Source organism: Sinanaerobacter chloroacetimidivorans, from assembly GCF_018128545.1.
Lineage (GTDB): Bacteria > Bacillota > Clostridia > Peptostreptococcales > Anaerovoracaceae > Sinanaerobacter > Sinanaerobacter chloroacetimidivorans.
The window spans coordinates 80,663-106,586 of sequence record NZ_JAGSND010000009.1; the positions used below are offsets into that span (position 1 = coordinate 80,663).

Annotated in this window: 20 protein-coding genes; 17 read left to right on the forward strand and 3 right to left on the reverse strand. The window is 42.8% G+C overall.

The features are described from left to right. Positions 1 to 5 precede the first annotated feature (5 nt). The 5 genes from KCX82_RS13610 (at position 6) to KCX82_RS13630 (ending at position 8,715) form a co-directional block, all read left to right on the forward strand. On the forward strand, positions 6 to 1,226 hold the full coding sequence (locus KCX82_RS13610) for a saccharopine dehydrogenase family protein (protein ID WP_227019028.1): 1,221 nt from the start codon (positions 6 to 8) through the stop codon (positions 1,224 to 1,226). Positions 1,227 to 1,385: 159 nt separating this feature from the next. After that, a complete protein-coding gene (locus KCX82_RS13615) occupies positions 1,386 to 6,272 on the forward strand; it encodes a hypothetical protein (RefSeq protein ID WP_227019029.1) in 4,887 nt (1,628 codons plus the stop codon). 74 nt (positions 6,273 to 6,346) lie between these two features. After that, a complete protein-coding gene (locus tag KCX82_RS13620) occupies positions 6,347 to 7,333 on the forward strand; it encodes a lactate dehydrogenase (RefSeq protein WP_227019030.1) in 987 nt (328 codons plus the stop codon). A gap of 21 nt (positions 7,334 to 7,354) precedes the next feature. Next, entirely contained in the window at positions 7,355 to 8,416 is a 1,062-nt protein-coding gene (locus tag KCX82_RS13625) for a flavodoxin family protein (protein WP_227019031.1), read from the forward strand. Positions 8,417 to 8,484: 68 nt separating this feature from the next. After that, entirely contained in the window at positions 8,485 to 8,715 is a 231-nt protein-coding gene (locus KCX82_RS13630) for a hypothetical protein (protein ID WP_227019032.1), read from the forward strand. Here KCX82_RS13630 and KCX82_RS13635 read toward each other — a convergent pair. Then, a complete protein-coding gene (locus tag KCX82_RS13635) occupies positions 8,712 to 9,425 on the reverse strand; it encodes a response regulator transcription factor (RefSeq protein WP_227019033.1) in 714 nt (237 codons plus the stop codon). The two genes, KCX82_RS13630 and KCX82_RS13635, sit on opposite strands and share 4 nt — an antisense overlap. A 34-nt stretch (positions 9,426 to 9,459) precedes the next feature. Beyond that, a complete protein-coding gene (locus KCX82_RS13640) occupies positions 9,460 to 11,166 on the reverse strand; it encodes a sensor histidine kinase (RefSeq protein ID WP_227019034.1) in 1,707 nt (568 codons plus the stop codon). Between the two features lie 129 nt (positions 11,167 to 11,295). Between KCX82_RS13640 and KCX82_RS13645 the strand changes: the two genes are divergently transcribed. From KCX82_RS13645 to KCX82_RS13660, 4 genes are all read left to right on the forward strand, one after another. Next, complete coding sequence (locus tag KCX82_RS13645) at positions 11,296 to 12,762, forward strand: sodium:solute symporter family protein (RefSeq protein ID WP_227019035.1); 1,467 nt, start codon at positions 11,296 to 11,298, stop codon at positions 12,760 to 12,762. Positions 12,763 to 12,999: 237 nt separating this feature from the next. After that, on the forward strand, positions 13,000 to 14,046 hold the full coding sequence (gene dctP / locus KCX82_RS13650; RefSeq protein WP_227019036.1) for a TRAP transporter substrate-binding protein DctP: 1,047 nt from the start codon (positions 13,000 to 13,002) through the stop codon (positions 14,044 to 14,046). A 100-nt stretch (positions 14,047 to 14,146) separates the two neighbouring features. Next, positions 14,147 to 14,695, forward strand: a complete 549-nt coding sequence (locus tag KCX82_RS13655) for a TRAP transporter small permease (RefSeq protein ID WP_227019037.1) — start codon at positions 14,147 to 14,149, stop codon at positions 14,693 to 14,695. Positions 14,696 to 14,700: 5 nt separating this feature from the next. Then, entirely contained in the window at positions 14,701 to 15,999 is a 1,299-nt protein-coding gene (locus tag KCX82_RS13660; protein WP_227019038.1) for a TRAP transporter large permease, read from the forward strand. Positions 16,000 to 16,079: 80 nt separating this feature from the next. Here KCX82_RS13660 and KCX82_RS13665 read toward each other — a convergent pair whose 3' ends face one another. After that, positions 16,080 to 18,443: a M28 family peptidase gene (locus tag KCX82_RS13665; RefSeq protein WP_227019039.1), complete on the reverse strand. Its 2,364-nt coding sequence runs from the start codon at positions 18,441 to 18,443 to the stop codon at positions 16,080 to 16,082. 470 nt (positions 18,444 to 18,913) lie between these two features. Between KCX82_RS13665 and mgtE the strand changes: the two genes are divergently transcribed. The 8 genes from mgtE (at position 18,914) to csaB (ending at position 25,907) form a co-directional block, all read left to right on the forward strand. Beyond that, positions 18,914 to 20,287, forward strand: coding sequence for a magnesium transporter (gene mgtE / locus KCX82_RS13670; protein ID WP_227019040.1), 1,374 nt, complete (start codon positions 18,914 to 18,916; stop codon positions 20,285 to 20,287). Between the two features lie 108 nt (positions 20,288 to 20,395). Continuing rightward, on the forward strand, positions 20,396 to 21,268 hold the full coding sequence (locus tag KCX82_RS13675) for an NAD(P)H-hydrate dehydratase (RefSeq protein WP_227019041.1): 873 nt from the start codon (positions 20,396 to 20,398) through the stop codon (positions 21,266 to 21,268). A gap of 115 nt (positions 21,269 to 21,383) precedes the next feature. Continuing rightward, positions 21,384 to 21,554, forward strand: a complete 171-nt coding sequence (locus KCX82_RS13680) for a hypothetical protein (protein WP_227019042.1) — start codon at positions 21,384 to 21,386, stop codon at positions 21,552 to 21,554. A gap of 1 nt (position 21,555) precedes the next feature. Next, positions 21,556 to 21,906 (forward strand): type II toxin-antitoxin system PemK/MazF family toxin, encoded by a 351-nt coding sequence (locus KCX82_RS13685; RefSeq protein WP_227019043.1) that lies wholly within the window; start codon positions 21,556 to 21,558, stop codon positions 21,904 to 21,906. A 9-nt stretch (positions 21,907 to 21,915) separates the two neighbouring features. After that, positions 21,916 to 22,344: a hypothetical protein gene (locus tag KCX82_RS13690; protein ID WP_227019044.1), complete on the forward strand. Its 429-nt coding sequence runs from the start codon at positions 21,916 to 21,918 to the stop codon at positions 22,342 to 22,344. Between the two features lie 195 nt (positions 22,345 to 22,539). Beyond that, positions 22,540 to 22,665, forward strand: a complete 126-nt coding sequence (locus KCX82_RS22995; protein ID WP_264373277.1) for a hypothetical protein — start codon at positions 22,540 to 22,542, stop codon at positions 22,663 to 22,665. Continuing rightward, positions 22,640 to 24,817, forward strand: coding sequence for a DUF5693 family protein (locus tag KCX82_RS13695; protein ID WP_227019045.1), 2,178 nt, complete (start codon positions 22,640 to 22,642; stop codon positions 24,815 to 24,817). The genes KCX82_RS22995 and KCX82_RS13695 overlap by 26 nt, the downstream gene beginning before the upstream one ends. Beyond that, the gene (gene csaB / locus KCX82_RS13700) at positions 24,810 to 25,907 is read left to right on the forward strand and encodes a polysaccharide pyruvyl transferase CsaB (RefSeq protein WP_227019046.1); all 1,098 of its coding nucleotides are present in this window, start codon (positions 24,810 to 24,812) and stop codon (positions 25,905 to 25,907) included. Before KCX82_RS13695 ends, csaB begins: the two co-directional genes overlap by 8 nt. Positions 25,908 to 25,924: the final 17 nt, after the last annotated feature.

Genomic DNA, 25,924 nt, shown 5'->3' on the forward strand with positions numbered 1-25,924 from the left:
CGGATATGAATAAGATCAAAGTTTTAATTATGGGAGCCGGAGGACAGGGGGGACCATGCGCTTCTATCTTATCGAGGTTTGAAAACATTGAACAGATAAGACTGGTTGATATTGATGAAAAGACAGCTGAAAAGGCAGCATCACACATAGGCAGTACGAAGATTACCACCGGAAAGGTGAATGCTACCGATTCCGAGGATGTAGCCAGGGCTGCACAGGGAGTGGATATTGTCGTTGATGTGGTTATGCCCTGGATGGCGACCTATGTGATGAGAGGTGCGCTCAAGGCAGGTGCCAATTATATCAATACGGCCTTTGACACACCGTTTTGGGATGAGCTTTTGACCGGAAAAGAGCTTACGATGGATCAAGAATTTAAAGAGGCGGGACTTACCGCGCTTCTTGGATGCGGTATGGCACCGGGCTTTACCAATGTCATAGCCAAATATTATGGTAACAAACTGGACCGAGTTGAAGAAATCCATATGAGAGTAGGCAAAAAGAAGCTTGCAAAAGAGAAGTATGAGGATCTCATCACACCTTGGAATCCAGGATGGTCGCCGAAACAGGCATTACTTGACTGCTCCAATCCGACCTATGCACTGGAAAAGGGAGAATTCGTCCTATATTCGCCATTCAGCGGCATCGAGGAATGTGAGTTTCCTGAACCTGTTGGTATCTTGCCGGTAACACATCATTCCCATGAGGAAATTTACAGCATGCCAAGAACTTTTCCCGATTTGGTGGAATGCAATTTCAAATATTTTATCATGCCGCCTTCCGCAATGCTATATGCTTTGGGTTTAACTTCCCAGGAAGAGGTTGAGGTCAACGGTGTCAAGGTGAGACCTTTGGATCTTGTGGTTTCCAGAATTCCGAACCCCGGCAACGCCTTTTTTCACGAAAATGCGGAAGCATTGGCAGAGGCGGATAAAACGGCTTTCTTTGAAATGATCATTGAAGTTGCCGGAAAAAAAGACGGAGAAAGGGTAAAATATAAGATTAATTGTCCGAAGATGAATGCACCGGGACCGGAATTGCTGAAGCTTTACGGTACTGCCAGTGTGAATGTAGCGCTTCCGCTGTCCATAGGAGCCGTTCAGATTCTTGAAAAACCCCAGCCTGGCGTGATCTTTGCGGATCAGCTGGATCCCGGCAGATTTCTGGAGCTGATGATGGGTACAGGATATCCTTACAAATGGAAAGAAGAACTGATAAAGATTTAAAAATAGTAGGCCGGGAAACAATTTCCCGGCCTCTGTGTTATAATAAATATTATTGGGTATCGTATATACAAAGTCGTTTGCAGAACGTAAAAATGGCATTGTAAAAGAAAAGAAAAAAATGCATAATGATACATAATAATAATGTAATCGAGGTGGACCATGCAGAAAAAAGTTGTTGTACAGAATCTGTATAAAGAGCTGACAGATCGTCTCACAGACAGACCATTTTTGAAATCAATGAAATTATCAAAGAAAGCCATGCTTGAATTTCTTCAGGCTGATGACTGGAAAGAAAATATCAGTCAAGTGCTTCAGCATGATATCGTTTCCTGCAAGGAAGTTCTGCTTGTCTGTGAGAAAACTTTGAATATGCTTGCCGTACCGCCGAAGACGGGCTGGCTGACTTATATTTATCATTCTATTGCAAGCAGGATGTTCCCGGAAAATCCCGGTACCAAAATAATTCCTGCCTGTGAGCCAGGGCGCCTGTTTTACCTGGAAGTGCTCAGCACCTTCCTGAATTATGAGAAGAGGAATATCTCATTCAGTCCCTTTCTTCATATAGAATTTTTAAAGGAAGAAGAACTGAAAAATGCAGCTGTAGGTACGGAATATCAAAGGCTGATGAGGATCTTCAGAGAAGACTATTTTTATGAATTCATGAGAATCGGCACTGAGATTACCAGACATAAAACGTTGGCTCACATCTCAGGTGTCCATTATATATCTATGCATGTAGCAAAACAGCTTCATCTTGCAGAGGTACCCATTGACCTTGCGTTGGTATCCGGCGCTGCCGTAGGCCATGATATTGGAAAATATGGATGTAAGCCCAGTGAAGCCAAAAGAATTCCGTATCTTCACTATTTCTATACGGACCGCTATTTTAAAAAGAGAAATATGCCGGTTATCGGTCACATCGCAACCAATCATTCTACCTGGGATTTGGAGCTGGAAAATCTGTCTGTTGAGTCCCTGGTATTGATTTATGCCGATTTTCGTGTCAAAAGCAAAAAAGATAAGGAAGGAAAAGAAGTCGTGCACTTCTTTAGCCTGGATGATTCCTTTGACGTAATTCTATCTAAGCTGGATAATGTTGATGAAGCAAAAAAAGATCGGTATATGCGGGTTTATGCCAAACTCAAGGACTTTGAGGACTACATGGAAAACCTTGGGATCAATACGGATTTGACTTCTTTGCAGATGAAGATACCGGACAAAAAGGAAGCATCCTTGCTGCGCGCCCGGGAAGTGGTGCAGACTTTAAAACATCTGGCTATTGAAAATAATATTGCTCTTATGCATAAACTCAACAGTGAGACCGCCTTTGCCAACATTCTGGAAGCTGCCCGAAGTGAAAAAAACTGGAAAAATATCAGAGCTTACATTAATATTTTTGAAGAATATTTTACGTATATGACCCAGAAGCAGAAAATAATGACGTTGAATTTTCTCTATGAATTGCTGATGCACCGTGAAGGCGATATCAGAAGGCAGGCTGCGGATCTTATCGGGAATATCATCGTTCATTACGATGTGGAATATCGGAAAGAAATTCCTGAGGGTGTCACGATGGAGCTGGATGAGGTCACCAGCCTGGACTTATGGAGAAAATATCTGGAAGCCATTATTCTGCCAGATCATAAGGTTACGGACCAGCATAAAAGATGGATCGGATATGCCTTGAAGCTGGTGGTTGGATCTGTATTTGAACGGTGTAAAAAAGAGGACAACTGTCATTATTTAAATGAGTTGTTATCGTATTACGATGATGAGGTGAGGGATGAATCCACTTCCTTTATTCTGCTGGACTCCATGCTTGTTCTGCCGCTGCCCTTATGCGGGCAGGAAGATATTACACGGCTTCTTTCCTTCGTACAACGCCTTGCTGACAAGGATTCACCGGAAGTGCAAATTGCCGTATTGAGATTTCTGCAGTATATTTCGGAGAATCTGGATGATAAATCCTGTTGTATACCGGCAGCAGAAGCAATTCTGAGTAGGATCCGAGATGACAGCTCCGTTGCTATTGCATATTTGAAGTACTCTATCGGGGAGCATCTTAATCTTCGGAATGAGGCGGAAAGAAAAAGAGAAGAATCTCGCTTCTCTGAATCTGAAGTTATCTCGGACATTTTCCTTGAAAATTTAAAGGTTGCGACACCCTGGGTGATCAAATCAGTCAATATTGAACTCCTTTTGGATCAGATTGCCAAAGGCCGGAACACGCAAGTGCTTCATGTGGCTACCCATCTTTCTAATCTGATCAAAGTAAGTTCAACGGTAGCGGTCAGGCATAGTGCCGGTAAAGCCCTGCTTTCTATTGCACCTGGACTTTCCCTGGATCAGATCAACGAGGTAGTGATCGAGTTGACCAAGGGCTTGGAAATCGGAGAATACGAATTTTCAAAATATATTCCGGAATACTTGGGCGTTCTGGCCCTGTATCTGCATCCGAACGAATTGGATGAGTCTATCTATGATTTGAAAAAGCTTTTGGAAAGTAATAATGACAGAGTGTGTTCCGTAACGCTTCATACCCTGGGGGTTTTAATTCAGCATTATCCCGTTTACAGGGAAAGATTTCAGGAAACCTATCAAATCTATGAGGAGCGCAGACAGCAAATTTTGGGCATGATATTAAAAGGGTTTTCCAATTACCACGATGCCATCAGTCAGGAAGCCTTTTTAGTCATCGGAAAGTATATCTTTGGATCCAGGCATCTTACCCTTCACGATAAATATGAAGTGTTTCAACATATTTACAAGAAAATGCTGACTCTTTTTGCAGATCAGAAAGTAACCCAGCTTTCTTTCTATAATCGTGCGGCATCCTTGAACCATATTTACCGTTTCATAGCCGATTACACGTTCCATTTCGGAGAGATAAGCGTGAATGAACCGGAAAAAGTGGCCTTTTTCCCAGGAACCTTTGATCCCTTTGCTTTAAGCCATAAGGGTATCGTAAAGGCTATCAAAGAGCTGGGGTTTGAGGTTTATCTGGCTCTTGATGAATTTTCCTGGTCAAAAAAGACACAGCCGAGAATGATTCGCAGAAAGATCATCAACATGTCGGTGGCCGGGGAAGATGATGTTTATCTGTTCCCGGATGATATTCCTGTAAATATTGCGAATCCCGCAGATTTACGATTATTAAAATCAATTTTTACCAACCGGGAAATTTATATTGTTGTAGGCAGCGATGTGGTTAGGGAAGCCTCCTCTTATTTGTCTGAACCGGAGGAAGACTCGATCCATCATTTTAACCATCTGGTATTTAAACGCGCTTCCCTTGCAGAGGATGGTGATTCCGATCAGGAGGAGCGTTGGAACGACGAGAAAACGGAGGCCTATGGAAATATTACCGGAGAAATTATCGAGCTTTCTCTGCCGGTTTATCTGGAGGACATCAGTTCGACCAGAATCCGGGAGAATATTGATTATAACAGAGATATTTCGAATTTGATCGATCCTCTGGCTCAAAATTATATTTATGACAACAGTTTATATTTACGGGAGCCGCAATATAAACACACCATGGATGGGAATAAAATTTACTTTGAAATTATTAAAAAATTTGATAAATCATTGATTGACGAATTATCGGAAACTTTATTTAAAAATAGACCGAACAAAAATCAAATCAGAGAATATCTTCAGAGGGATAACACCAGTGGAGTCATCCTGAGAGAGGCAGGAAAGAACCATAAGGTGGCGGGGATTGCAACCTTCCATCAGACCGGTATGTCAGAGCTTTACCATGAGTTCGGAAATATTGAAATTGCTTCTTATGTAAGAAGAAAAGCATCGGGCAATCTGGTAGTCCTTTCCGGTATGCTGATCTCTTCCGAAACTTCAGTCAAGAATCCGGAACAGCTGACTCTTGCGGAAACTTTGGCCTATTGTCTGAAGAATGATTTTACCTATGCGATCTATCACGACCGCCTGGGCACCTTGAATGAAAAGGCAGTCCTGCGGCTGAAAAGGCAAGGATTCTTCCGCGTCCGGGGAAGCAGTGATCTCGATCCGATTTTTGCGGTTGATATGAAATCACCCATTACCGTATTTCAGGACATCGAAACCATCATAAAGGAACCCTTCCATCAGTGTGAAAGAGTCAGAAAGGTTGTGGAAGAGTCTCATGAAAGATTTCAATTGGCCCTGACCAAACTGTATCCTGGAAATTTAATTCTTTCCTTTGATGCTGAAGTGATGCATCATCGGATTGCGGAACTCATTACCACGGAAAATCAGGTACCGGCAGAACCCCAAAAGATCAGAATCCTTGGACGATATATGTGCGTGCCTTTCGGTAAAATACTGAGGGGAATGGCAGTTCCCAATACGGTAACCAAATCACTGCACACCGAAAAGATCTTTGAACCTGAAATCGATGGGTTTCAGATCCGGGAATTTCCCTATTATTCACCTTTAGAGAATCAGATTAAAACCATAAAGTCCTTCCGCCGTCCCGTTTTGCTGGTAGATGACCTGCTTCACAAGGGTTACAGGATGAAAGAACTGGATCCTTTATTAAAAAAAGAAGAGGTGGATGTCCATAAAATCATCGTGGGCATATTATCGGGAAGGGGCAAAGACCTTATGACCATTCAGGGGAGAGAGGTGGAATGTGTGTACTTTATCCCCAATCTGCTGGCTTGGTTTGATGAATCCAGCATGTATCCGTTCATCGGCGGAGACGGCATAAGAAGGAAAGAAAATGTTAACACGAGCCTGATCTCTTCTGTGAATTTAATACTGCCATATGCGGCACCAAACTTTTTGGCAGATGCTCCGAAAGCAGCGTTTTATCATTATTCCATGACCTGCCTGGAAAATGCCAAAGCCATATTGTCGGTGCTGGAAGAGGAATATCAATCTATTTTTGAGAGGAACCTTACCTTAAACCGGTTGAGTGAAGCAATTGTATCACCGAGATGTCCGGATAAGGGTGTTTACATGAGCTATGATCAAAATCTTCCTCCTTCCATATACCTGGCTAATGATATCGAGAAGCTGAAACGATTAAGAAATATAATTCTATAGATAATAAAAAGGAAGAACAGGTTTTTTGAAAAGGTTGAATCAGCGGCCTGTTTTTCCATGAAAGAGGTACGGTAATGTATGTTTTAGACGATCTGATAAAGGGTAAATCAGAGGTAGCAAGTAAAGAGCCCTTGTTTGAAATCAATAAGAAAAAAAGAGTCAACCTTTTGGGACTTGGCGATGTGGGAGGCACCCTTCTGACCGGGCTGAAGCTCCTGGGAGGGGATACGATTTCTTCCATAGGGGTCTATAACGGAAATCAAAATGTTGCGAAACGTTATGAATATGAAATGAATCAAACCGCATATCCCTGGGATTATGACCGGCTGCCTGAAATTGAAATCATTGGAAAGGAGCAGCTGTTCGAATGCGACGTCTTTATATTCTGCGCCTCCAAGTCTGTTCCTGCAGTGGGGGATGAGGTATCCGATGTAAGAATGGTTCAGTTTGAGGCCAATCGGAATATTATAAAGGAATATGCCGTAATAGCGAGGAATAAAAAATTCAAAGGCTTATTTGCGGTGGTTTCCGACCCGGTGGATCCTCTTTGCAGGGAAGCGTTTCTGGAAAGCAATAAAAATGAACAGGGAATTTTCGACTGGAATGGCCTGAAAGCGGAACAGATACAAGGCTACGGACTTGGTGTTATGAACAGCAGAGCTGCCTATTATGCGAAAAGAGAGGACCGTTTTACTTCCTTCTTAAAGGAAGGAAGAGCTTTTGGACCTCATGGTCAGGATCTTGTTATAGCCAACAGTATCGAAAATTATGACGATGCCTTATCGAGAGAATTAACAGCACTTGCTGTTAACGCAAATATGAAAACCAGAGAGATTGGATTTAAGCCATACATTGCACCGGCTTTATCATCAGGGGCAATCTCGCTGCTGCTCACCATGAGAGGGGAATGGCATTACAGTTCCAATTCCATTGGAGGGATTTATCTGGGCGCTAAAAATAGGATGACGGAAACCGGAGTTGAAATCGAAAGGATTCCACTGCCTGAGAAGTTATTCAAAAGAATCGAGCATGCCTATCGTAATCTGGAACAAATCAAATGACCTATAGGGAGGTGAATATAGGTGGCTGATATCATACTCATAAGGCCCCATTGCAGAGAAAAGAGCAAGACAAAACGTCTGTCGGCTATTCTTGAATCGAGCCTGGCGGGCTATACTTATGATACCATAACGACCGTCGAGGAATTTGAAGAGCTGAAAAATAAAAAACTGCTGTTCGCAATATCCCTTGGAGAGTCGGGTATCAATCTGGAGCTCTATGGAATTTTAAAGAAGATCCGGCTGGACAGAAGCTGCTTCGAAGGCTCCGTAGGCGGATTTATTGTGGACGGCAACAGCGAGCTGTACACAAAATCTATTGCAAGAGAGCTGGCTTTCAGTGCAAACCTTGCAGGCTGTACCTTTCCGGGAAAGCCGCTGGTTGAAGGGACTCGTTCCTTAAATAATTTTAATGTTGTTGCAAGAAAATTGGATACGGACAATCTCCAGGCTTATATGCATTCGGGGCATGCTTTGGTGGACAGCATTATGAATTTTAATCCTCCAAGACATAAAAAGCCCAAAATACTGGTGCTCCATGCCAGTAATTATCAGAAATCCAACACCATCAATCTTTGGCATATGGTACATGACCATTTGGGGGACTGTGAGGTGACGGAAGTATCTCTTCGTAACGGAGCCGTTGTTGACTGTATCGGCTGTCCCTATAAGACCTGCAAGCACTTCGGAACAACCGGGAACTGTGTTTACGGAGGCGTTATCGTGGAGCAGGTCTACCCGGCTATTATGGATTGTGATGCACTGGTTATGCTCTGTCCGAATTACAATGATGCCATCAGTGCCAATTTGTCAGCTTTTATAAACCGGTTGACGGCACTGCTGCGAATGACAAAGTTTTATGACAAGTACCTTTTCAGCATTATTGTTTCAGGCTACAGCGGAAGCGATATCGTTGCGCAGCAGCTGATCAGCGGCTTGAACATGAATAAAACTTTTATTCTTCCCGGCAGGTTTTCTATGCTGGAAACTGCTAATAATGCCGGAAGCATTTACCATGTGGATGGAATTCAGGATCGTGCCTCAGCTTTTGCAAATAATATTTTAAGTTATATCGGAGAGGTTTAAAGTTGTAGGGCTTTAAGCCTTTTTCTGATGGTATCGCAAGTGTTATCACAAGAAAGGACGTTTCTAAAATGTCAAAAAGGAAAATGTCACGGAAATCGAAGCTCATTTGGATTTTGATTGTAATTGGATTTGCGGCGATGGAATTCCCGGGAATCCTGTTTGTAGGGGATAAGGCGTATCCCTTTCTGTTCGGTATCCCGTTTCTCTACGCTTATATCCTTTTTTGGTGGTTATATCTTTGTGTGGTTATTTTTTATGCTTATAAAAATAATTGGGGACGCTTCCATAACAAAAGCTAGCTTTCCAGCAGCTGATGGTTGAATTTATATCCCACACCACGGATATTGATGATATATTTCGGATTGTTCGGATTAATTTCCAATTTTTTTCGCAGCGTGCTGATGTATACCATGACCGTTCTGGAATCACCTTCCAGATGGTTGGTTTTCCACGTTAATTCAAAAATTTGATCCGCGCTGAAGATTCTCTTTGGATTTTTCATTAATAACTGAAGAATGTCGAATTCTTTTGCGGTGAGGTTCACAGGCTGCCCATCCGCGATCACTTCATGTGTCTGCATGTTTACAATGAGGCCTTCCAATTCGTAGCGGTCCTCATCAATCGTTTGCTCATTTTGTGAGACGGACTTCTGCCTTCGTAAATGAGCTTTGATTCTGGCGATCAGCTCACCGGGAAGAAATGGCTTTGTCATATAATCGTCACCACCTACGGACAATGCGACGATCTTATCGATTTCTTCCGATTTGCAGCTGAGAAATAAAATTGGGGAGTTATTTGTCTTTCTGATTTCCAGGCACAAATCGATTCCTTCCATATCCGGAAGCATGATATCCAGTATAATAAAATCGGGTTTTTCTTTTTTCACCAACTCCAATGCTTCTTCGCCGGTATAAGCGGAAAGGGGTGTAAATCCTTCCTTGACAAGATAGGAGCGAATCAGATCATTGATTGGTTTTTCATCATCAACTATCAGAACTTTCTTAACCATTCTGGCGTTTCATCCTTTCTGTAAACGATAATTTTTACTCTTCATAAATCGGAATGGAAAAAGTAAACGTGCTTCCTTTTCCTAAAGTACTCTTTGCTGAAATCTCGCCGCCGTGGGACGTTACAATTTCTCTGGATATGGTCAACCCCAGGCCGCTGCCGCTTTCTCTGCCGTTATAGACAGGGGTATGGGATTTATAAAATCGATCAAAAATATTGGGCAGATCTTCCTGAGAGATCCCTTTCCCCGTATCCGATATACTTACCACATACTTCTTTGCTATTCGATCTGTGCAGAATTTGATCTTAATTTTATCCCCCGGCTTCGTATATTTTATGGCGTTAAATATAATATTTGAGAATACCTGATCAATTCGTTTCGGATCCACTATCACATTGATATCGGTCAAGGATGCGGAATCGATTTCAATAACCGGTTTGATACCGGCTGTTTTAATATCCAGAAGATGCTGGTGAACCAGCTGTCTGGATAATTCCAATGCAGAAAAATGCATGAAGGTAAAAGAAAACTGGTTGTTTTCCAGCTTTGATAGCTGGAAAAGATCATTGATCAGATGCTCCAGGGTTAATGCTTTGGACGATATGATCTCCATGGCTGCTTTTTTCTCATCCTCCTGATGCAGCGTACCGTCATTCAGTGCATTTACATAACCAAGAATGGAAGTGATAGGAGTTTTCAACTCATGGGAGATGTAGGACAGGAGCAAGTCCCTGGAATGCTTGGAGGAACGCAATTGGTTTTCCGCATTTTTCATTCTGGTAACATCTCGGATGATTCCTTCCACAGCCATGGGCTCCTGATCCTCGTAGAGCACGGTACTGTTGAATTCGCCCCAAAGAGTGCTTCCGTTTTTATGCAGGAGAAGGAAGGTGGTGTCATGACCATAATGGGAAGTGCCCTGAAATATGGATTTGATGTCGTCAAAGAATTCAGACGGTACCAGTTCAAAATAAAATCTCGGATTGTTGTAGAAGTCGTCCGAAGTATAGCCGGTAAGCGATTCTATGGAAGGCGAAATATAGGTAAAAGCCGGCTGCGGCTTCAGCGTATAATAAAAAATTACATCGGTAGCATTTTCGGCAATGATTCGATACAACCGCTCAGCAATAGCAACTTCAGTTCTTGTTTTCTGAAGATAAATGATAAAAATACAGAAGTTCAGAATATTGGAGAAAATGATCTCCATCAGATACAGAGACGATAAATTATAATAATGCACTTCAAATAAAGACATGACTGCTTTTCCGGCTCCCCACAGAATAAACACAGCAATGGAAAGTCCTTTTTCAAATTGGGGGACTTTCCAATAGCGGTACACAATATGGCAGAGCATTGCCGTAATAATAATTTGATACAGGGAGATGGGAAGATAAATGGAGAGCAGGTCAAAGCGGTAATAAATGCCTAAAATAAGCCACATTGCCAAGTACAGAGTAAAACGATGCCAATAAGTAGGGATCTGCGTATGCATGAAGGCGTAAGCACCGAAGAGCAGAAACAGAATGTTTGCCATATCGAATATCTTGCGGAATTCCATAAGCTGGATAGCATTCATATTCAGGTAAAGAATTAAAAAAAGCAGGCTGAAGGAGTAGGCGACCCAGCATAAACCCCAGAAACGGACGTATCGTTCCTGGCTTCGGGCAAACATATAAAAATATACAAAGGACATTAAAAGCGTCAGTATGATGAATGTCATAATCAAACTTGGCAAATACAATTCTTTTTCCTCCTTTGTATAAAAATAAAAGTTAACTTCATTATAAATTATACTCATGATATAATAAAGCAAAAATAAGTGAAACTCCGAGAAACTCAGAGAAAATCAGAGAAACAAAAGGAATAAAATATGGCTGCATCTACACCGGTATTATTGATTATCTTCATATTTGCTTTTCTCCCCCTGATTCTGGCCGAATTTGCCAGAAACAAGTCGCTGCCGACGATAGAGGACTTCTTTCTTCTCAGCAGGAGAATGCCCACCTATATGGTGTTTTTTACCGTCTATGCAACCTGGATGAGTGCATTTGCATTTTTAGGTGCCAGCGCTTATTTCTACCAAATGGGACCTGTATATATGACCGCAATCGCGTGGGACATATTTTTCGGACTCCTTTTTATGATCATCGGAAAGAGGATCTGGTTCTACGGGAAGGTAAATAATTATGTGACGCCGACGGATTTTTTTCGGGATATTTTTGGCTATAAACCGCTGAGCATTATCATTACCTGTGTAATGGTAATTTTCACAATTCCATATTTACAGATTCAGCTATCCGGCGGTGCTTATTTGATCGAAGTGGCCACAAGCGGTTTAATCCCCTGGAGAATTTCCGGATTGATCTTCTATTTGATCATTATTATTTATCTTTGGGCAGGCGGATTGCGCGCGGTGGCATTAACAGACATATTCTACGGAGCGTGTCTTTTTATTTCCATGCTTTTTATCGGATTTTTCATGGTGAATAAGGCAGGCGGAATGGAATATGTATTTGCAACCATAACAAAATTGAATGTGGGGAATGTGACTTTGCCGGGTCCGAAGGGCAATGAGGGAGCACTGCTTTGGCTGAGTATGTTCGTTATGGTTCCCATCGGGGCGCTGATGGGTCCCCAGATGTGGATCCGCTGCTATGCGGTGGAAAAGAAAACGACCTTCGATATCATACCGGTTTTCATCTGTCTGGCTGCCATTCAATGCATCGGAACCTTGCTGGCGGGAAGTACGGGAATCCTGCTGGTTCCCGGGGTTTCTCAGCTGGACAAGATCATTCCGGTGATGCTTCTGAAATATAGTGATGAGGTACTATGTACTCTGCTTTTCTGCGGCATCGCGTCATCTGCTCTGTCTACCGCCAACTCCCAAATCCATGCCGTTGCAGCTATCTATACCATTGATATTCATAAAGGATATATCAGCAGAAACAGTACCGAAAAGAAGCTCGTTGCAGTGGGAAAATGGGCTGTTCTGGCTATATCTTTGATTGCTTATGTATTACTGTTAAACAATCCTGTGCTTATCATCGATACCGGCACCGTTGCAATGGGGGGGACTGCTCAGGTTTTTGTCCCTGTCATAGGTGCTTTGTTCTGGTCTAAATCCAATGGAAAAGCTGCGGCAGCGGGAATCCTTTCGGGCATTTTTGTTCTTTCTGTTCTGGCATTTGTGACAGCACTGAATGTTACCTATTGTGCAGCTTTAGCATTAATCTTTAACGGGGCCATCTTTGTCATCGGAAGTATGACGTTTAAAACCAATCTACCCACCCGGGAAAAAATCGTAAAATATAAGAAGGAATATGACAATAAAATATAAATTTAGTTAAAAAATTTCAGGGACAACCTTATAAGAATCTAAAGATTTGTTTAAAATAACCTAAAGTATGGCTTAAGTATCTTGTGTAATTTTCTGAATAATCATAATATTAGATTAACTAGTTGTGCTCATATTATTTTGTAAAAAATGGAAGGAAAGGAGAGACGTTTTTACTGATTGCGTAAAGAGTAAATCATTTTCTTTGGTTCATTTACAGATCTTGAAGGAGGAAAAAGAATGAAAATGAAAAAAATTATTGCTGCAGGACTATCGTTAGCGTTAGTACTGTCAGCTTTTACAGCCTGCGGAGGCGGCGGCGGAAAAGAGGAAGGCTCAGCAGATGCCGGAAAACCAATCGTTTTGAGACTGGCTTCCGATGCGCCATTGGAGCATATTGCCACTGGTTTGAATGAAGAAGCATGTCAATTGGTGGAAGAAAGAACCGACGGAAGAGTCAAGATTGAATACTTCCCTGCAAGCCAATTAGGCGGTTATGAAACAGTATATGAAGAAATTGTCAGAGGAACCATAGATCTTGGTCAGATTACCATTCCGGATGCGTTAGATGCCAGATTGGGAGCAGCTTATGTTCCTTATTATGCGAAAAACTTTGAAGAGGCAAAGGTTCTGTTTGCACCGGATTCTTATCTATCCGGAGTCATCGGTGATTTGACGGAAGCAAATGGAGTTAAATTCCTGGGTACCGTACTTGAAGGTTTTATCGGTATGGCCTTTGTAACCGAGCCCAGCGATATGCTTACTCCTGGAACCAATAAAAAAGTAAAGACCAGAAGTCCTGCCATGGCTACCTTCAGAGTTGCTCAGGAAGATCTGGGCTTCAACCCCATTACAGTTCCTTACGCAGAAGTGCCTACAGCCATTCAGACAAAAGTTGTGGACGGTTGGGTCGGCGGTACTCCTAACATTAACTATGCATGGGTAGGCCAGGTAATCAAATTCATGTATGTCAATTATATCCACGCTGAAGCTACAAGCTACGTTATCAGTGAAAAATCTCTTGCCAAGCTCACTCCGGAAGATGCCGAAACTGTTATCGCAGTATTCCAGGAGCAAAGTGTGAAGAGCTTCGATCTTGCACAGGAAAATGAAGAAACTTATAAGAAAAAACTGGCTGATGATTATGGTGTAAAAGTTGTTGAATTTACTCCGGAACAAATTGATGCCTATGCATCATACGTTCGTGAAAAATCATGGCCTAAACTGGAAGAACTTCTGGGAAAAGAATTGATGGACGGAATGAGAGCAGAAGTTGAAAAACTGTAAAATTTACAGTAACTTTTAATCTTCTCCATAGACTTTAATGAATCAAAGGGAAGGCGGAACCTTCCCTTTGATTTGATCGTGACAAGAAAGGAGACTGTTTATGAATAAATTGGAAAAAACAGCTTTTTGGAAAGCTTTAAGCAAGTTTCTACGGTTCGGATTGATTTTATCTTCCTGCCTGGTCACCATAATCACTTTTGCTGCAGTTATTACCCGTGCATTGAATATCAATTTCCTGGGCTATGAAGAAATTCTCATCATCTGTGCATTTTGGCTTTATATGCTGGGAACTGCTTACGGAAGCTTCGAAGACAGCCATATCAAGGCAGACGTTATCGTTGTCATGATGCCTGACGGCTTTGCAAAATCATTACTTGCGATCATCAGGAATTCATTGTCATTAATACTGGGTATTATTTTCTTATTATGGGCTTTTCAGCTGTTTCAATGGACTATCGTAATGGCGAACAAGACACCGGTTTGGAGAATCCCTATGACCGTATCCCAGTCATCCCTTTTGTTTGGATTAACTGTGGCATCTTTTTACCATGCGGTTTATCTCTATAACGATATCAAGCTGTTTATCGGCAAACATATTACAAAAAAAATTGCTATTGATTCGCCGTCAGATGAAAGAAAGGGGGAATAAACAACATGATCGTCATTATTGCAGTTATCGTGTTAATCGTTGTGTTATTATTGGGAGTTCCGATTCCCTTTGCCTTTTTTGCTTCATCCCTGGTCATCGTTGTAGGAGGCGGTTATGACTATACCTTCCTGCTTCCCTATGGATTCAGCAAAGTCAGCTCCCTTATCCTGGTAGCGATCCCGTTATTTATTTTAGCAGGAAATCTCATGGAAAAAAGCGGAATTGGAGAAGGCTTGATCAACTGGGTTGAAATGTTTGTAGGCCGTGTCAAAGGTGGGCTGGGTGCAGTCATGGTTATATCCTGTGCTCTGTTCGGCTCCATCTCCGGAAGCGGCTTTGCAACCCTTTCCTGTATCGGCACCATCATGCTTCCCAGAATGGAAGCAGCAGGATATCCTCGTGGAATATCTGCCGCATTGATCTCCAGTGCATCGCTGCTTGGATTGTTGATTCCCCCGAGCCTGAATATGATCGTGTATGCTTTTATTGGCGGTCAGTCCGTATTGGCTTGCTTTCTTGCGACGATCATTCCGGGGATCATCCTTGTAATTTTGCTGAGTGCCACCACCTTCTGGCAGCTGCGCAAGAATCAGGATATCAAACTGCGTGATCCCATGCCTCCGGCTGTCTACGTCAAGACCCTTGGAAGACGCACTACCAAAGCCCTTCCGGCTATGGTGGCACCCATCATCATCCTTGGCGGTATTTACGGCGGCTTCCTGACACCAACCGAAGCAGCAGCGGTTTCCGTTGTCTATACAGTACCTGTCGGCATCTGGTTCTATAGAGGATTGAACAAAACAACGTTCAAGGATGCCCTGGTCACCGCCAGCACCACAGCGGGAGTGGTTATGATCATGCTGCTTTCCGTTATGATGCTGTCCCGGCTTTACATCATGGAAGATGTTCCTCAAATGATCCTGAACGCCATGACGTCAGTTACAGAGAATACCTTTATATTGATTCTGTTCGTTAATTTATTCCTGATCATTATTGGTATGTTAATGGATGACACCAGCGCGATCCTTCTTACGACACCGATTCTGCTTCCAGTGGTAATACAACTGGGAGTCAACCCGGTCCATTTTGCAGCGATCATGGGTGTTAATCTTGGTCTTGGCTGTGTTACACCGCCGACAGCACCATTCCTGTATCTGGGTGCCAGAATAGGAAACGCTCCAATCAATGAAATGATGAGACCGACGATGTACTACATTGCCTTTGCATGGATTCCAACGTTGATTATCACCACCTATCTACCGGGACTTTCATTATGGCTGCCGTCCTTATTTGGTTTCGTATAAAAAAGAGTATCCCCTTTTTGGAATTCTCAATAAAAAAGACTGAACCCTTCCGCAGGGTTCAGTCTTTTTGTGAGTCTGATTTATTGCAGCATTTCTGTAAGCTTCTTAATGGCGGCAGTTTCCTTTGTGATCAGATTCTTGTAAATCACTTTCTGATCCTGAATCGCCTTTTCGTAAACTGCTATTTCAGCAGTGACATCCGGTTTTTCCGCTTCATATTTTTCCATGAGGCCCCGGGTTGCCGCTTCTACGTCTGCAGGAGTAAAGTTCTTGTTTGTTCCCCAGAACAAATTATTCTGATTGTTTTTCCCCCAGAACATATCATTTTGAATATTGATGACTTCCGGACTGAAATACATGGAATACCATTCCAAAATATTGTTTACCTGCCACGCATATTCATCTGCTGCAGTGACAACATCGCCGGCTTTGAGACATTTTACGATTTCCTGCATCAGGAGAATATTCTCCTGGGGTGCCTCGTGAGGTACGATGGGTCTTTCATACATCAGACCAAGGAATTCATCCTGAACATATTTGAATATCTTCAGGTTCTTTGCATTCAAAGCTTTTGCTTCGGTCTTCAGGGCAATCAACTCGGGGCTGTCCGGATCTATCCCGGAGATCAGCGCGTTATTGTACTTTGTATTGATATCCGTTACTTTTTGCTTTGCGCTTTCGGCAGCCGTTTTCAGATTTGACAGGGCATTTTTGTAAGCCGAGGTATCAATTCCGGATGCTGCTGCGATATTTTCATCCAGCGAGGCGAGCAGCCTGTCGTATTGGGAAGTAAAATCCAGGAAGAGTGCCGGTGTTCTGTCTATATAGGACACCAGTGCTCCGTAGAATTTGATATTGAAATCCATAACATCCTTATCATAGGTGCCGGGATCATCGAACTGGGAGTGGTATCTCTCGATATAGAAGGGGAACACGGTCTCCATATCTTCCTGAAGCAGGAAGCCGTTTACTGTGGAGGGAACTCCGGCGGCATAGTAAGAGAAGTCGTCGGAATAGGTGTAGGTTTGGTATCCCTCTGTCTTGACTCCATCAGGAAAACAGTTGACAGGCTTCGGTGAAAGAGGGTACTTGTTCACGTAATAGTCGATCATGCTGTATAATTCAGGAGCTGAATAAACACTGGTGTAGGAACCAAACTCATAAGCAGGCAGCTCAAAGTTCACAAAGGCCAGCGTTTTTCCTGCCCACTCGGGATGCTTTTTATTGATCATATTCCAGGCACCTGTAGTCCAGTCAAACATGCTGTATGTGGAACCCCATTCTTCTGCTCCGTGAATACAGAAAACAATGTCGTTCTCCGGAACAAATCCGCTGTCCTTCATAGCCTTAGCCATGGCAAGCACAAGACCTACAGCGCAGTTATCATCCTGGAAGCCTTTGAAATACATGTCATAATGACCGCCTATGATAATCTGCTGATCCGAGCTTTTTCCCTTGATTTTTCCCATAATATTGTAGGAAGTACCGCCGTCCTGAACGACATTGTCCACCTTCAAGGTAGCCGTTACAGGTCCTTTTTCCAGTTTGGCCTTGATATAGTCGGAATCATTGACACTGATGCTGACACAGGGAATGCTGACAGGACCGCAGATATCCTGCGAATTTAAAGCATCCTTGCTTACCTGAGCAAAACCACCGACATTGGCGCTCATGATGGCTGCCGCCCCTTGAAACTCAGCTTCCAGCATCGGATAAGTAATCCACCAGTTTGCTCTCTGATCCAGATCAATCAGGACGATTTTGCCTTTTACATCAATATCTTCGTAATCATACATGGTGCCGTCTCCAACAAAAACCACTTCTGCAGTGATTCCGTTCTTCGGTGTTGCACCGGTAGCATAGGAATGAGGAAGAATCACCTTGTCATCCCCTGCAAAAGTCAGGGAAGCGCCATTGAACTGCCATTTGGTGACATCCGTTGCGACCTTTTCTGTTTCGGCCAGACCAAGCCTCTTCATCTCGGACAGAAGATAGTCTGCTGCAGCATGCTCTGCATCGCTGCCGGCTGTTCTGCTTCCGATGCTGGAGGACATATATTTTGGGTTGGTGGAGAGTTCCAGTGCAATGCTGTATGCATATTGCTGGTCAACAGCCGCAATGAATTTTTCGAAATCCGTTTGTGCTGCTGCGGGAACCGTTACCCCTTCATCAACGGGTTCCGGTACCGGTGCGGGAGCAGGAATAGGTGCAGGAGCAGACCCTTTTCCATCCGGAATATTGATTTTTTGATTGACATAAATCAGGTTGGGATTTGTCAGTTTGTTATACTCTGCAAGAGTCTGCCAGGTGGTTTCATATTGATTTGCAATCTTCCACAGAACATCACCGTCTTTCACGACATAGGTGGTATCTGCGAAGGCAAATCCAAAACTGCCTCCGATAAGGGCCAGCACTACTATGAAACTCAGTATTTTCCTTTTCAAATGATTTCACCTCCATACTGGTTAATTGGAATAGATTTACACTTTCCAGAATATTCTACACCCGGAAGTCAGAAAAATCAAAAATTTAAAATTTGAATATTACAAATAAAAGAAAACCTTGCATTGTTATTAAAAAATAAGGTATAATTTTGTAGTTATCGTAAAAATACTTTGTCGAAATTTAAGTACGATAATTTCTCTGAAATTATTTCAAAAAAGGAGTGAGAGTAATGGATTTAGGACCGAGTCACGAGCGGATAGAAATGCATAAAATACATAACGACAGAAATCAAGTCCTTACTTTCACTGTAGCTTCTGTTTATTTATAGTCTGAAAATTGTTTTTTTCTTTGGAAGTTACGTTATAAGTTGGGACTATCGGTTTTTATCTCGCAGTGGCATAGTGGTGAACGTTTGCCATCAATTTGTTTTACAGATTGAGCGGCTTGGCTAAGAGAGGAGGTAAACCCAATGGAGAACGAATTTGTAACGGAAGAAAGACTCCAGCTGATTCTTGAACTGTTAGAGGGAAAGAAATACAGCAGAGCAAGAGATGAGATTTTAAAAGCAAACACAGTAGATATAGCGGAAATCCTGGAAGAAGTCATTGAAGACATTGGCATTGAAAAAGCTATCATTTTATTTCGTACCCTGCCCAAGGATGTTTCGGCGGAGGTATTCGCCTATCTTCCTATAGATGATCAGGTGGCCATTATTAACGGGATCACGGACAGAGAAATCCAGCATATAATCGATGAAATGGATTTCGATGATATGATCGACGTTCTTGAAGAGCTTCCTGCCAATGTAGTCGATAAAATTCTGGAAAAATCCACAAAAGAAGAGCGAAGACTCATTAATACCTTTTTAAATTATCCGGAAACCAGTGCCGGCAGTTTGATGACGCCGGATTATATCAGCCTGAGAAAAAATATGACGGTGGCTGAGGCCCTCGCCCATATTAAATCGGAAGGCATGGATCGGGAGACCGTTTATACCTGCTACATCAAGGATGAAGGACGTAAGCTTTTGGGTATCGTATCCTTGAGGACTTTGGTGGTCTCTGACGATGATGTGGTTGTAGAAAGCCTGATGCATGAGGACATTATCTACGTCAATGTGCTGGATGACCAGGAAGATGTTTCCGACACGTTTAAAAAATACGGCTTCCTTGCTATTCCAGTAGTAGATAACGAAAAAAGGCTGGTAGGAATTATCACCGTTGACGACATTTTGGATGTTATCGACGAGGAGACTACGGAAGACTTTCAAAAAATGGCCGGTGTGGCTGTTTCTACGGAAGAATATCTGGATATGAGTGTCTGGAAGCATGTGAAAAACAGACTGCCCTGGCTGTTTGTACTGATGTGCTCCTATATTATTACCGGCAGCATTATCACAAGCTTCGAAGCGGTGCTTTCCCAGGTGATCGTACTGGTTGCGTATCTCCCTATGCTGATGGGTACCGGAGGGAATTCCGGCTCACAATCTGCCACCTTGGTAATTCGTGGTATGGCGGTAGGCGATGTGGATCTCAGGGATGTAGGGAAGGTGTTATGGAAAGAACTCCGTGTCAGCTTCATGATTGGTCTTGTGCTGAGTCTGCTGAATTTTATAAGAATCTGCTGGGTGGAGGGGCATGGCCCATGGATTGCCTTAACGGTATGCGGCTCCATGCTGGTGATTGTTATCGCAGCAAAAACCATCGGAAGCATGCTGCCTATGGGAGCTAAGAAGGTTGGTATCGACCCTGCACTGATGGCAAGTCCTATGATTGCTTCTCTGACGGATATGGTTTCCGTTGTTACTTATTTTGCACTAGCAACGTTTATTTTAGGGATATAACGAGACGAAAAGATGTTCCCCGTCTCATTAACGCATGAATGCAAGAAAATTTTCCACAGCTGAAAATTTTCTGCTGATGCGTTATAATATCCTTTTTTTGGTGGTATTATGAAAAATTTAAAAAATTATAGTTTAATAACAAAATCTTATGTCAATACTTTTATCAGGAAACGTGATAAGGATATACATAAGGGTGATTGTGGACGAGTTCTCATCGTTGCCGGCTCTAAGGGCATGGCAGGTGCGGCTGTACTTAGCGCCAGGGCAGCATTGAGAACAGGAGCCGGGTTGGTTCGGGTTTCCATCCCGGAAGAATTATTTCCCATCCTTCAGATCGGAGTGCCGGAGGCTACATGTATATCCCGTGAACGTTCCATGCAGGATCTCATGCAATATCATGCCATTGCAGCAGGTCCGGGGTTAGGGGATGATGAGAAAAATGGACTATACTTAAAAAAAATTTTAGAATGCCGAGATAAACCGGTGGTGTTGGATGCGGATGGTTTGAATTTACTTAAAGATGATTTGGATGCCATGAAAAATGCGAAAGCGAAGCTGATCCTTACCCCTCATCCGGGGGAAGCTGCGAGGCTGCTCTCGGTCAGCACTCAGGCCATCAATCAAGATCGGGTCAAGTCGGCATGGGAATTAACAGCTGCAACAGGAGCGGTAACAGTACTGAAGGGTGCTGATACTGTTGTGGCAACACCAGAAGGGAAAACATATATTAATACAACAGGAAATCCCGGTATGGCAACCGGCGGCAGCGGAGATGTTTTGACGGGGGTCATTGCAGCGCTTGCAGGTCAAGGCCTTGACCCGGAAGCTGCCGCGGCGGCAGGCGTTTATCTTCACGGCTTGGCGGGAGATATGGCTGCTCAGGTACTGGGAGAGTATGGTATCATTGCATCAGACATAGCGACTAGGATCGCCCTTGCGATTAAGACCACAATGGATGAGCAGGACATTTTGGAGAAATAAGGCATTTGACACGCAGGATTACCGACAATATAATTATTATTGTAGTCTGTATATATTTAAAGAAAAAATTTAGATATATACCATTTGCTGTAAGAGAAAGTGATGAGGTGACCAAATGTCTGAATTGAAGAATAACGATAGATGTCTAAGACCGGAATTTCAGGAGATGATGAAATTCGGTTATATGGAAATGGCAAAGCTTAATGTGAGTCTTTCTGAAGAAGGGCTGTATCAAGATATAATAAATCTGGAAAGCTATGAAAAATATTTAGTGGAGAGTGAATGACTTGATAGTTAAGAAAGGTGATATTTTTTTTGCAGACTTAAGCCCGGTGGTTGGCTCCGAACAGGGTGGAGTAAGACCGGTTCTGATAGTGCAAAATGATATTGGAAATAAATATAGCCCTACTGTAATTGTAGCAGCGGTGACCTCTCAGATTAATAAGGCAAAGCTGCCTACACATGTAGAAATCGGTGCATTAGGTCATGGCCTGAATAAGGATTCTGTCGTGCTGATGGAACAACTGAGAACCATTGATAAGAAACGATTGAAGGAGAAAATAGGAAGGGTGGATGATGATATCATTGCAGATGTCAATGAAGCACTCACCATCAGTCTTGGGATTGTTGATTTTTAGGAGGAACAGATGAAAAAAGTTGTAACAGTATTGGTAGTTCTAATTGCAATCGTAGGCTTGACAGCAGTGGCTGGAGCAGTGGATACTACTCCCGGCTCAGAGGGTGACCCCGTGGTAACAAAAAGTTATGTGGATGCCCAAATCGCTCAGCTTAAAAGCGGGGGGTCCGCTTCTGACACCTATAAAGCAGTACAGCTTACTGCGGGACAGAAGCTCATTGGCAATGAGGGTACAGAAGTGATCCTGAGAAGCGGAGAAGCAACAGCGATCGATAATGGAGCAAACGGAGTTTCGGACATCACAGGAGCAAAAGATCTGATGACTGGCCAAACGGTGGCCCAGAATCATTTGCTGCTGATCCCAAGAAGTGATGGAAGAGGAATACTGGCTGCAACGGAAGTTTGGATTATGGTCCGAGGTTCCTATACAATACAATAAATATTTATTTTTTAAAATAATAGAGACTGAATAGAACAGGAGATCGTGGCTTTTAGAGTCCATTGCCCATTCAATCAGTCTCTATTTTACGTTCTGCCTGCATTTGCCGGATTTCATCCGGCCCGCTGAACAAAGCTGAACAAACTTATTTAAAAATTTAGGTCCCTATTTACTACCGTGGTAAAAAAAGGTACAATGTTACATGGGTTTGCGGTTGCCGGGGAGAAAATGCTGCTGCAAGCCGTACATAGCAAAATAAAAAGGAATATACAAAAGGAAGGAAGAAGACTGGGGAATGAAATTGCTGTTGAAAGAGAATAAAATATTACTGTTCATTTTGATTTTATCCATTTTGGTTTCTTTTGTGACCATCGGCGGGAGAATTGGGGTGGAAACAAAGAACAAAAGTTATGATATCGTATTGGATTACAATGAGATAAAAGCCATGGCGGATCAGTCGGAGCACGACGTCTCCTGGTGGCTGAAACAATTTAAAGATATGGGGATTACCAAAGTTGGCCTTGCGGAGGAAAACATGGTTTCCTTGATGGAAGGCACCGATCTGCCCATCAACGCCACGATTATGGATATTATTACGAGAGAGGCGGACTGGGAAGCCAACTATCCGGAAGCTTTTATTCAGGGACTATATGATCATGGTTTTGACCGGTATGATTTGCTCATCGAATCCGCTTCCAAGGAAACTTTTGATTTTGTAGCCAACGCTGTCAAGGAAAGATATCAGCCGGATCGTTATTTTATTTCTCCTGCAGAGGATGGCGGCTTCATTGTATTGGACGGGACCGCCAAAGAGACTCTTTATTCTGAGAAATATAAATACTTGAATTCAATGAAGAAAGGCTTCGTTGAAAAGGATGAGATCGTAAGCTCAAAATTGATGTACCTTAATTTTGGCTTGTTGGATTCCAAGACCAAAATCGTAAAAGATGCAGGGATGGAAATTATTCCGCGTACGGCAAGCTACGACGGCTGGAATGATACAAATTATGCGAAAGCCGTAATCGCCAGTTATCAGGAGCTTGGAAAGGTTCCTGAGTACATGATTGTCGGGGGAGAAAGCGTTATAGGCTGGGATGACGGCATTGACGTGGCCAAAGACTATATTACGGAGAATAACATTACCATCGGTTTGATCGAAAATACCACTCAACTGCAGAATATTCTGCAATATGGTGTCAATGATATCGTAAAAAGTACCGGTTATGACGCGGTGAGAATATTCAGCGTATGGGATTATATACAAAACCGCTATCAGTATTACGGTTACGCAGGAGCCAAGGAAATCGAGAATACCTTGTTCCGTGCGGTGGTGGAGAGAAACGTAAGGCTCATCTATTTTAAGCCCATCAAGGAATATAAAGACCAGCATGTGTATGTGACGGATGTGGAAGAGTATAAGACCATGTTCTCCAACCTGGAAACGAGACTTGCAAAGCACGATATAAAATTCGGACAAGCTTCCGTAATGGAAAATTATCAGGTGAGCTTTTGGGAGAAGCTTGCCATGGTGATAGGCTGTATCGCTGCTGCGGTACTGATTATTGATGCGCTCCTTGCCATTGGAAAGAAATACAAATGGCTTCTCTTTATACTGGGAACCCTGGGGGTCATAGGCTTTTACACTGTGCTGCCGGGCTATGCCGAGCATCTTGCCGCCTTCGCGGCTGCGGTGATGTTCCCTTGCATGGGGATTTTGCTGATTGTGAAACAGAGTAAAGAGTTCGGCGATATGGAGGAACCTTCCGTTAAGCTGGTAAAAATCATCAGCAAAGGTATTATCCTTCTGATTTGCGGCGTGGCAATATCCCTTTTGGGCGGCGTTATGACTGCAGCGCCTATTTCCTCTGCAAACTTTATGCTGGAGATCGATATCTTCAGAGGGGTAAAACTGGCACAGCTGCTGCCCCTGGCATTCTATCTTGTGGTGTATCTTGCATACTACGGCTACCGAACCGGGAAGAAGAACCCAGGAAGACTGGAATTCCATGATATCAGGGATGTATTGTATACGGATATCAAAGTATGGATGATCCTTCTTGCTATGGTTCTTGGAGGCGTAGGATACTACTATCTGATAAGAACAGGACATGACTCTTCTATAGAGGTTTCCAATTTGGAAATGATATTCAGAAATATGCTGGAAGATCATCTGACGGCCAGACCAAGAAATAAAGAGTTTTTATTTGCGTTCCCATCAATTCTGCTGCTGGTATATACCACCGTGAAGAGGCTTCCGCTATGGCCGATCATCTTCGGACTTGCCTCTGTAATCGGCTTGACATCTGTGGTAAATACCTTTATGCACATCAGGACGCCGCTTTATCTTGGCTTTGTGAGAACAGGCTATTCCCTGCTCTTTGGAATTCTAGTAGGTATCGTTGCCGTTGTACTGTTCGATGTGGCCTATCAACTATATAAGAAGCTGGAAAGGCAGATAAGCAAAAATGTATAAAATACTGATATCAGGTTATTACGGATTTAATAATATAGGAGACGAGTCCATACTTCGTGCGGTGATTGATAATCTTCGCGGAAAGCTGGATCAGATTGAAATTACCGTCTTGTCCCAGAATCCAGAGTTTACTTCTCAGAAATACGGTGTGAACTCCGTCAACAGAAAATCTGTAAAGGACATTCTCCGAGCTATGAAATCCTGTGATCTTCTCATCAGCGGAGGAGGAAGCCTGCTTCAGGATGTCACAAGCAAGAAAAGCATTTTATATTATCTGATGATGATGTGGCTGGCTCAACTGTTCGGTAAAAAATTCTTTATTTACAGTCAGGGTATTGGACCCATTCTTTCAAAATTGAATCGGCATCTGACGGCTGCAACCTTAAAAAAAGCCAGCGGAATTGTGGTTAGAGATGAGGCTTCCAAGGAGCTTTTGATCGAAATCGGCATTCCTTCCGATCGCATCATCGTTACAGCTGACCCTGTTTTGAGAGTGAAAAAGGCAGATCTGACCATCGGGCAGGAAATTCTGAAAAAAGAAGGCTTTGTGAAGGATGAAACCCGTATGATGGTGGGTTGGGCCATCCGGGAAAAAAAGATTAAGAGCAATTTTGTAGATGAAATCTGCATTTCAATACAAAGACTTGTGTCGGAATATCAGGCACAGATTGTATTGATTCCTTTTCATTTTTCCGAGGATATGGCTGTTATCGAAGAAATTGAGTCCAGGCTCGGCAATGATGTTTGCTGTATAAAACATAAATATCTGACAGAAGAAATGCTTAGTATCATTGGAAATATGGATATTCTAGTGGGTGTCCGGCTTCATGCTCTGATTCACGCAGCTATCATGGATGTACCTATGATTGCTATTTCCTATGATCCGAAAATCAATTCTTTCATGCACTCTATGGATATGAAAGCCATGTGCAGCATGTATGATTTTCAGAATGAATTTTTTATTGAGGAATTTGAGAAAACGATTCTAAGCGCGGACCGTATCAGAGAGAAAGTAAAGAGCCGTATCGAGCTGCTGATTAAAAAGCTGGATACCAACGAAAACTTGATCAAGGAATTAATGAAGAAATAATTTGATAGATTATGATG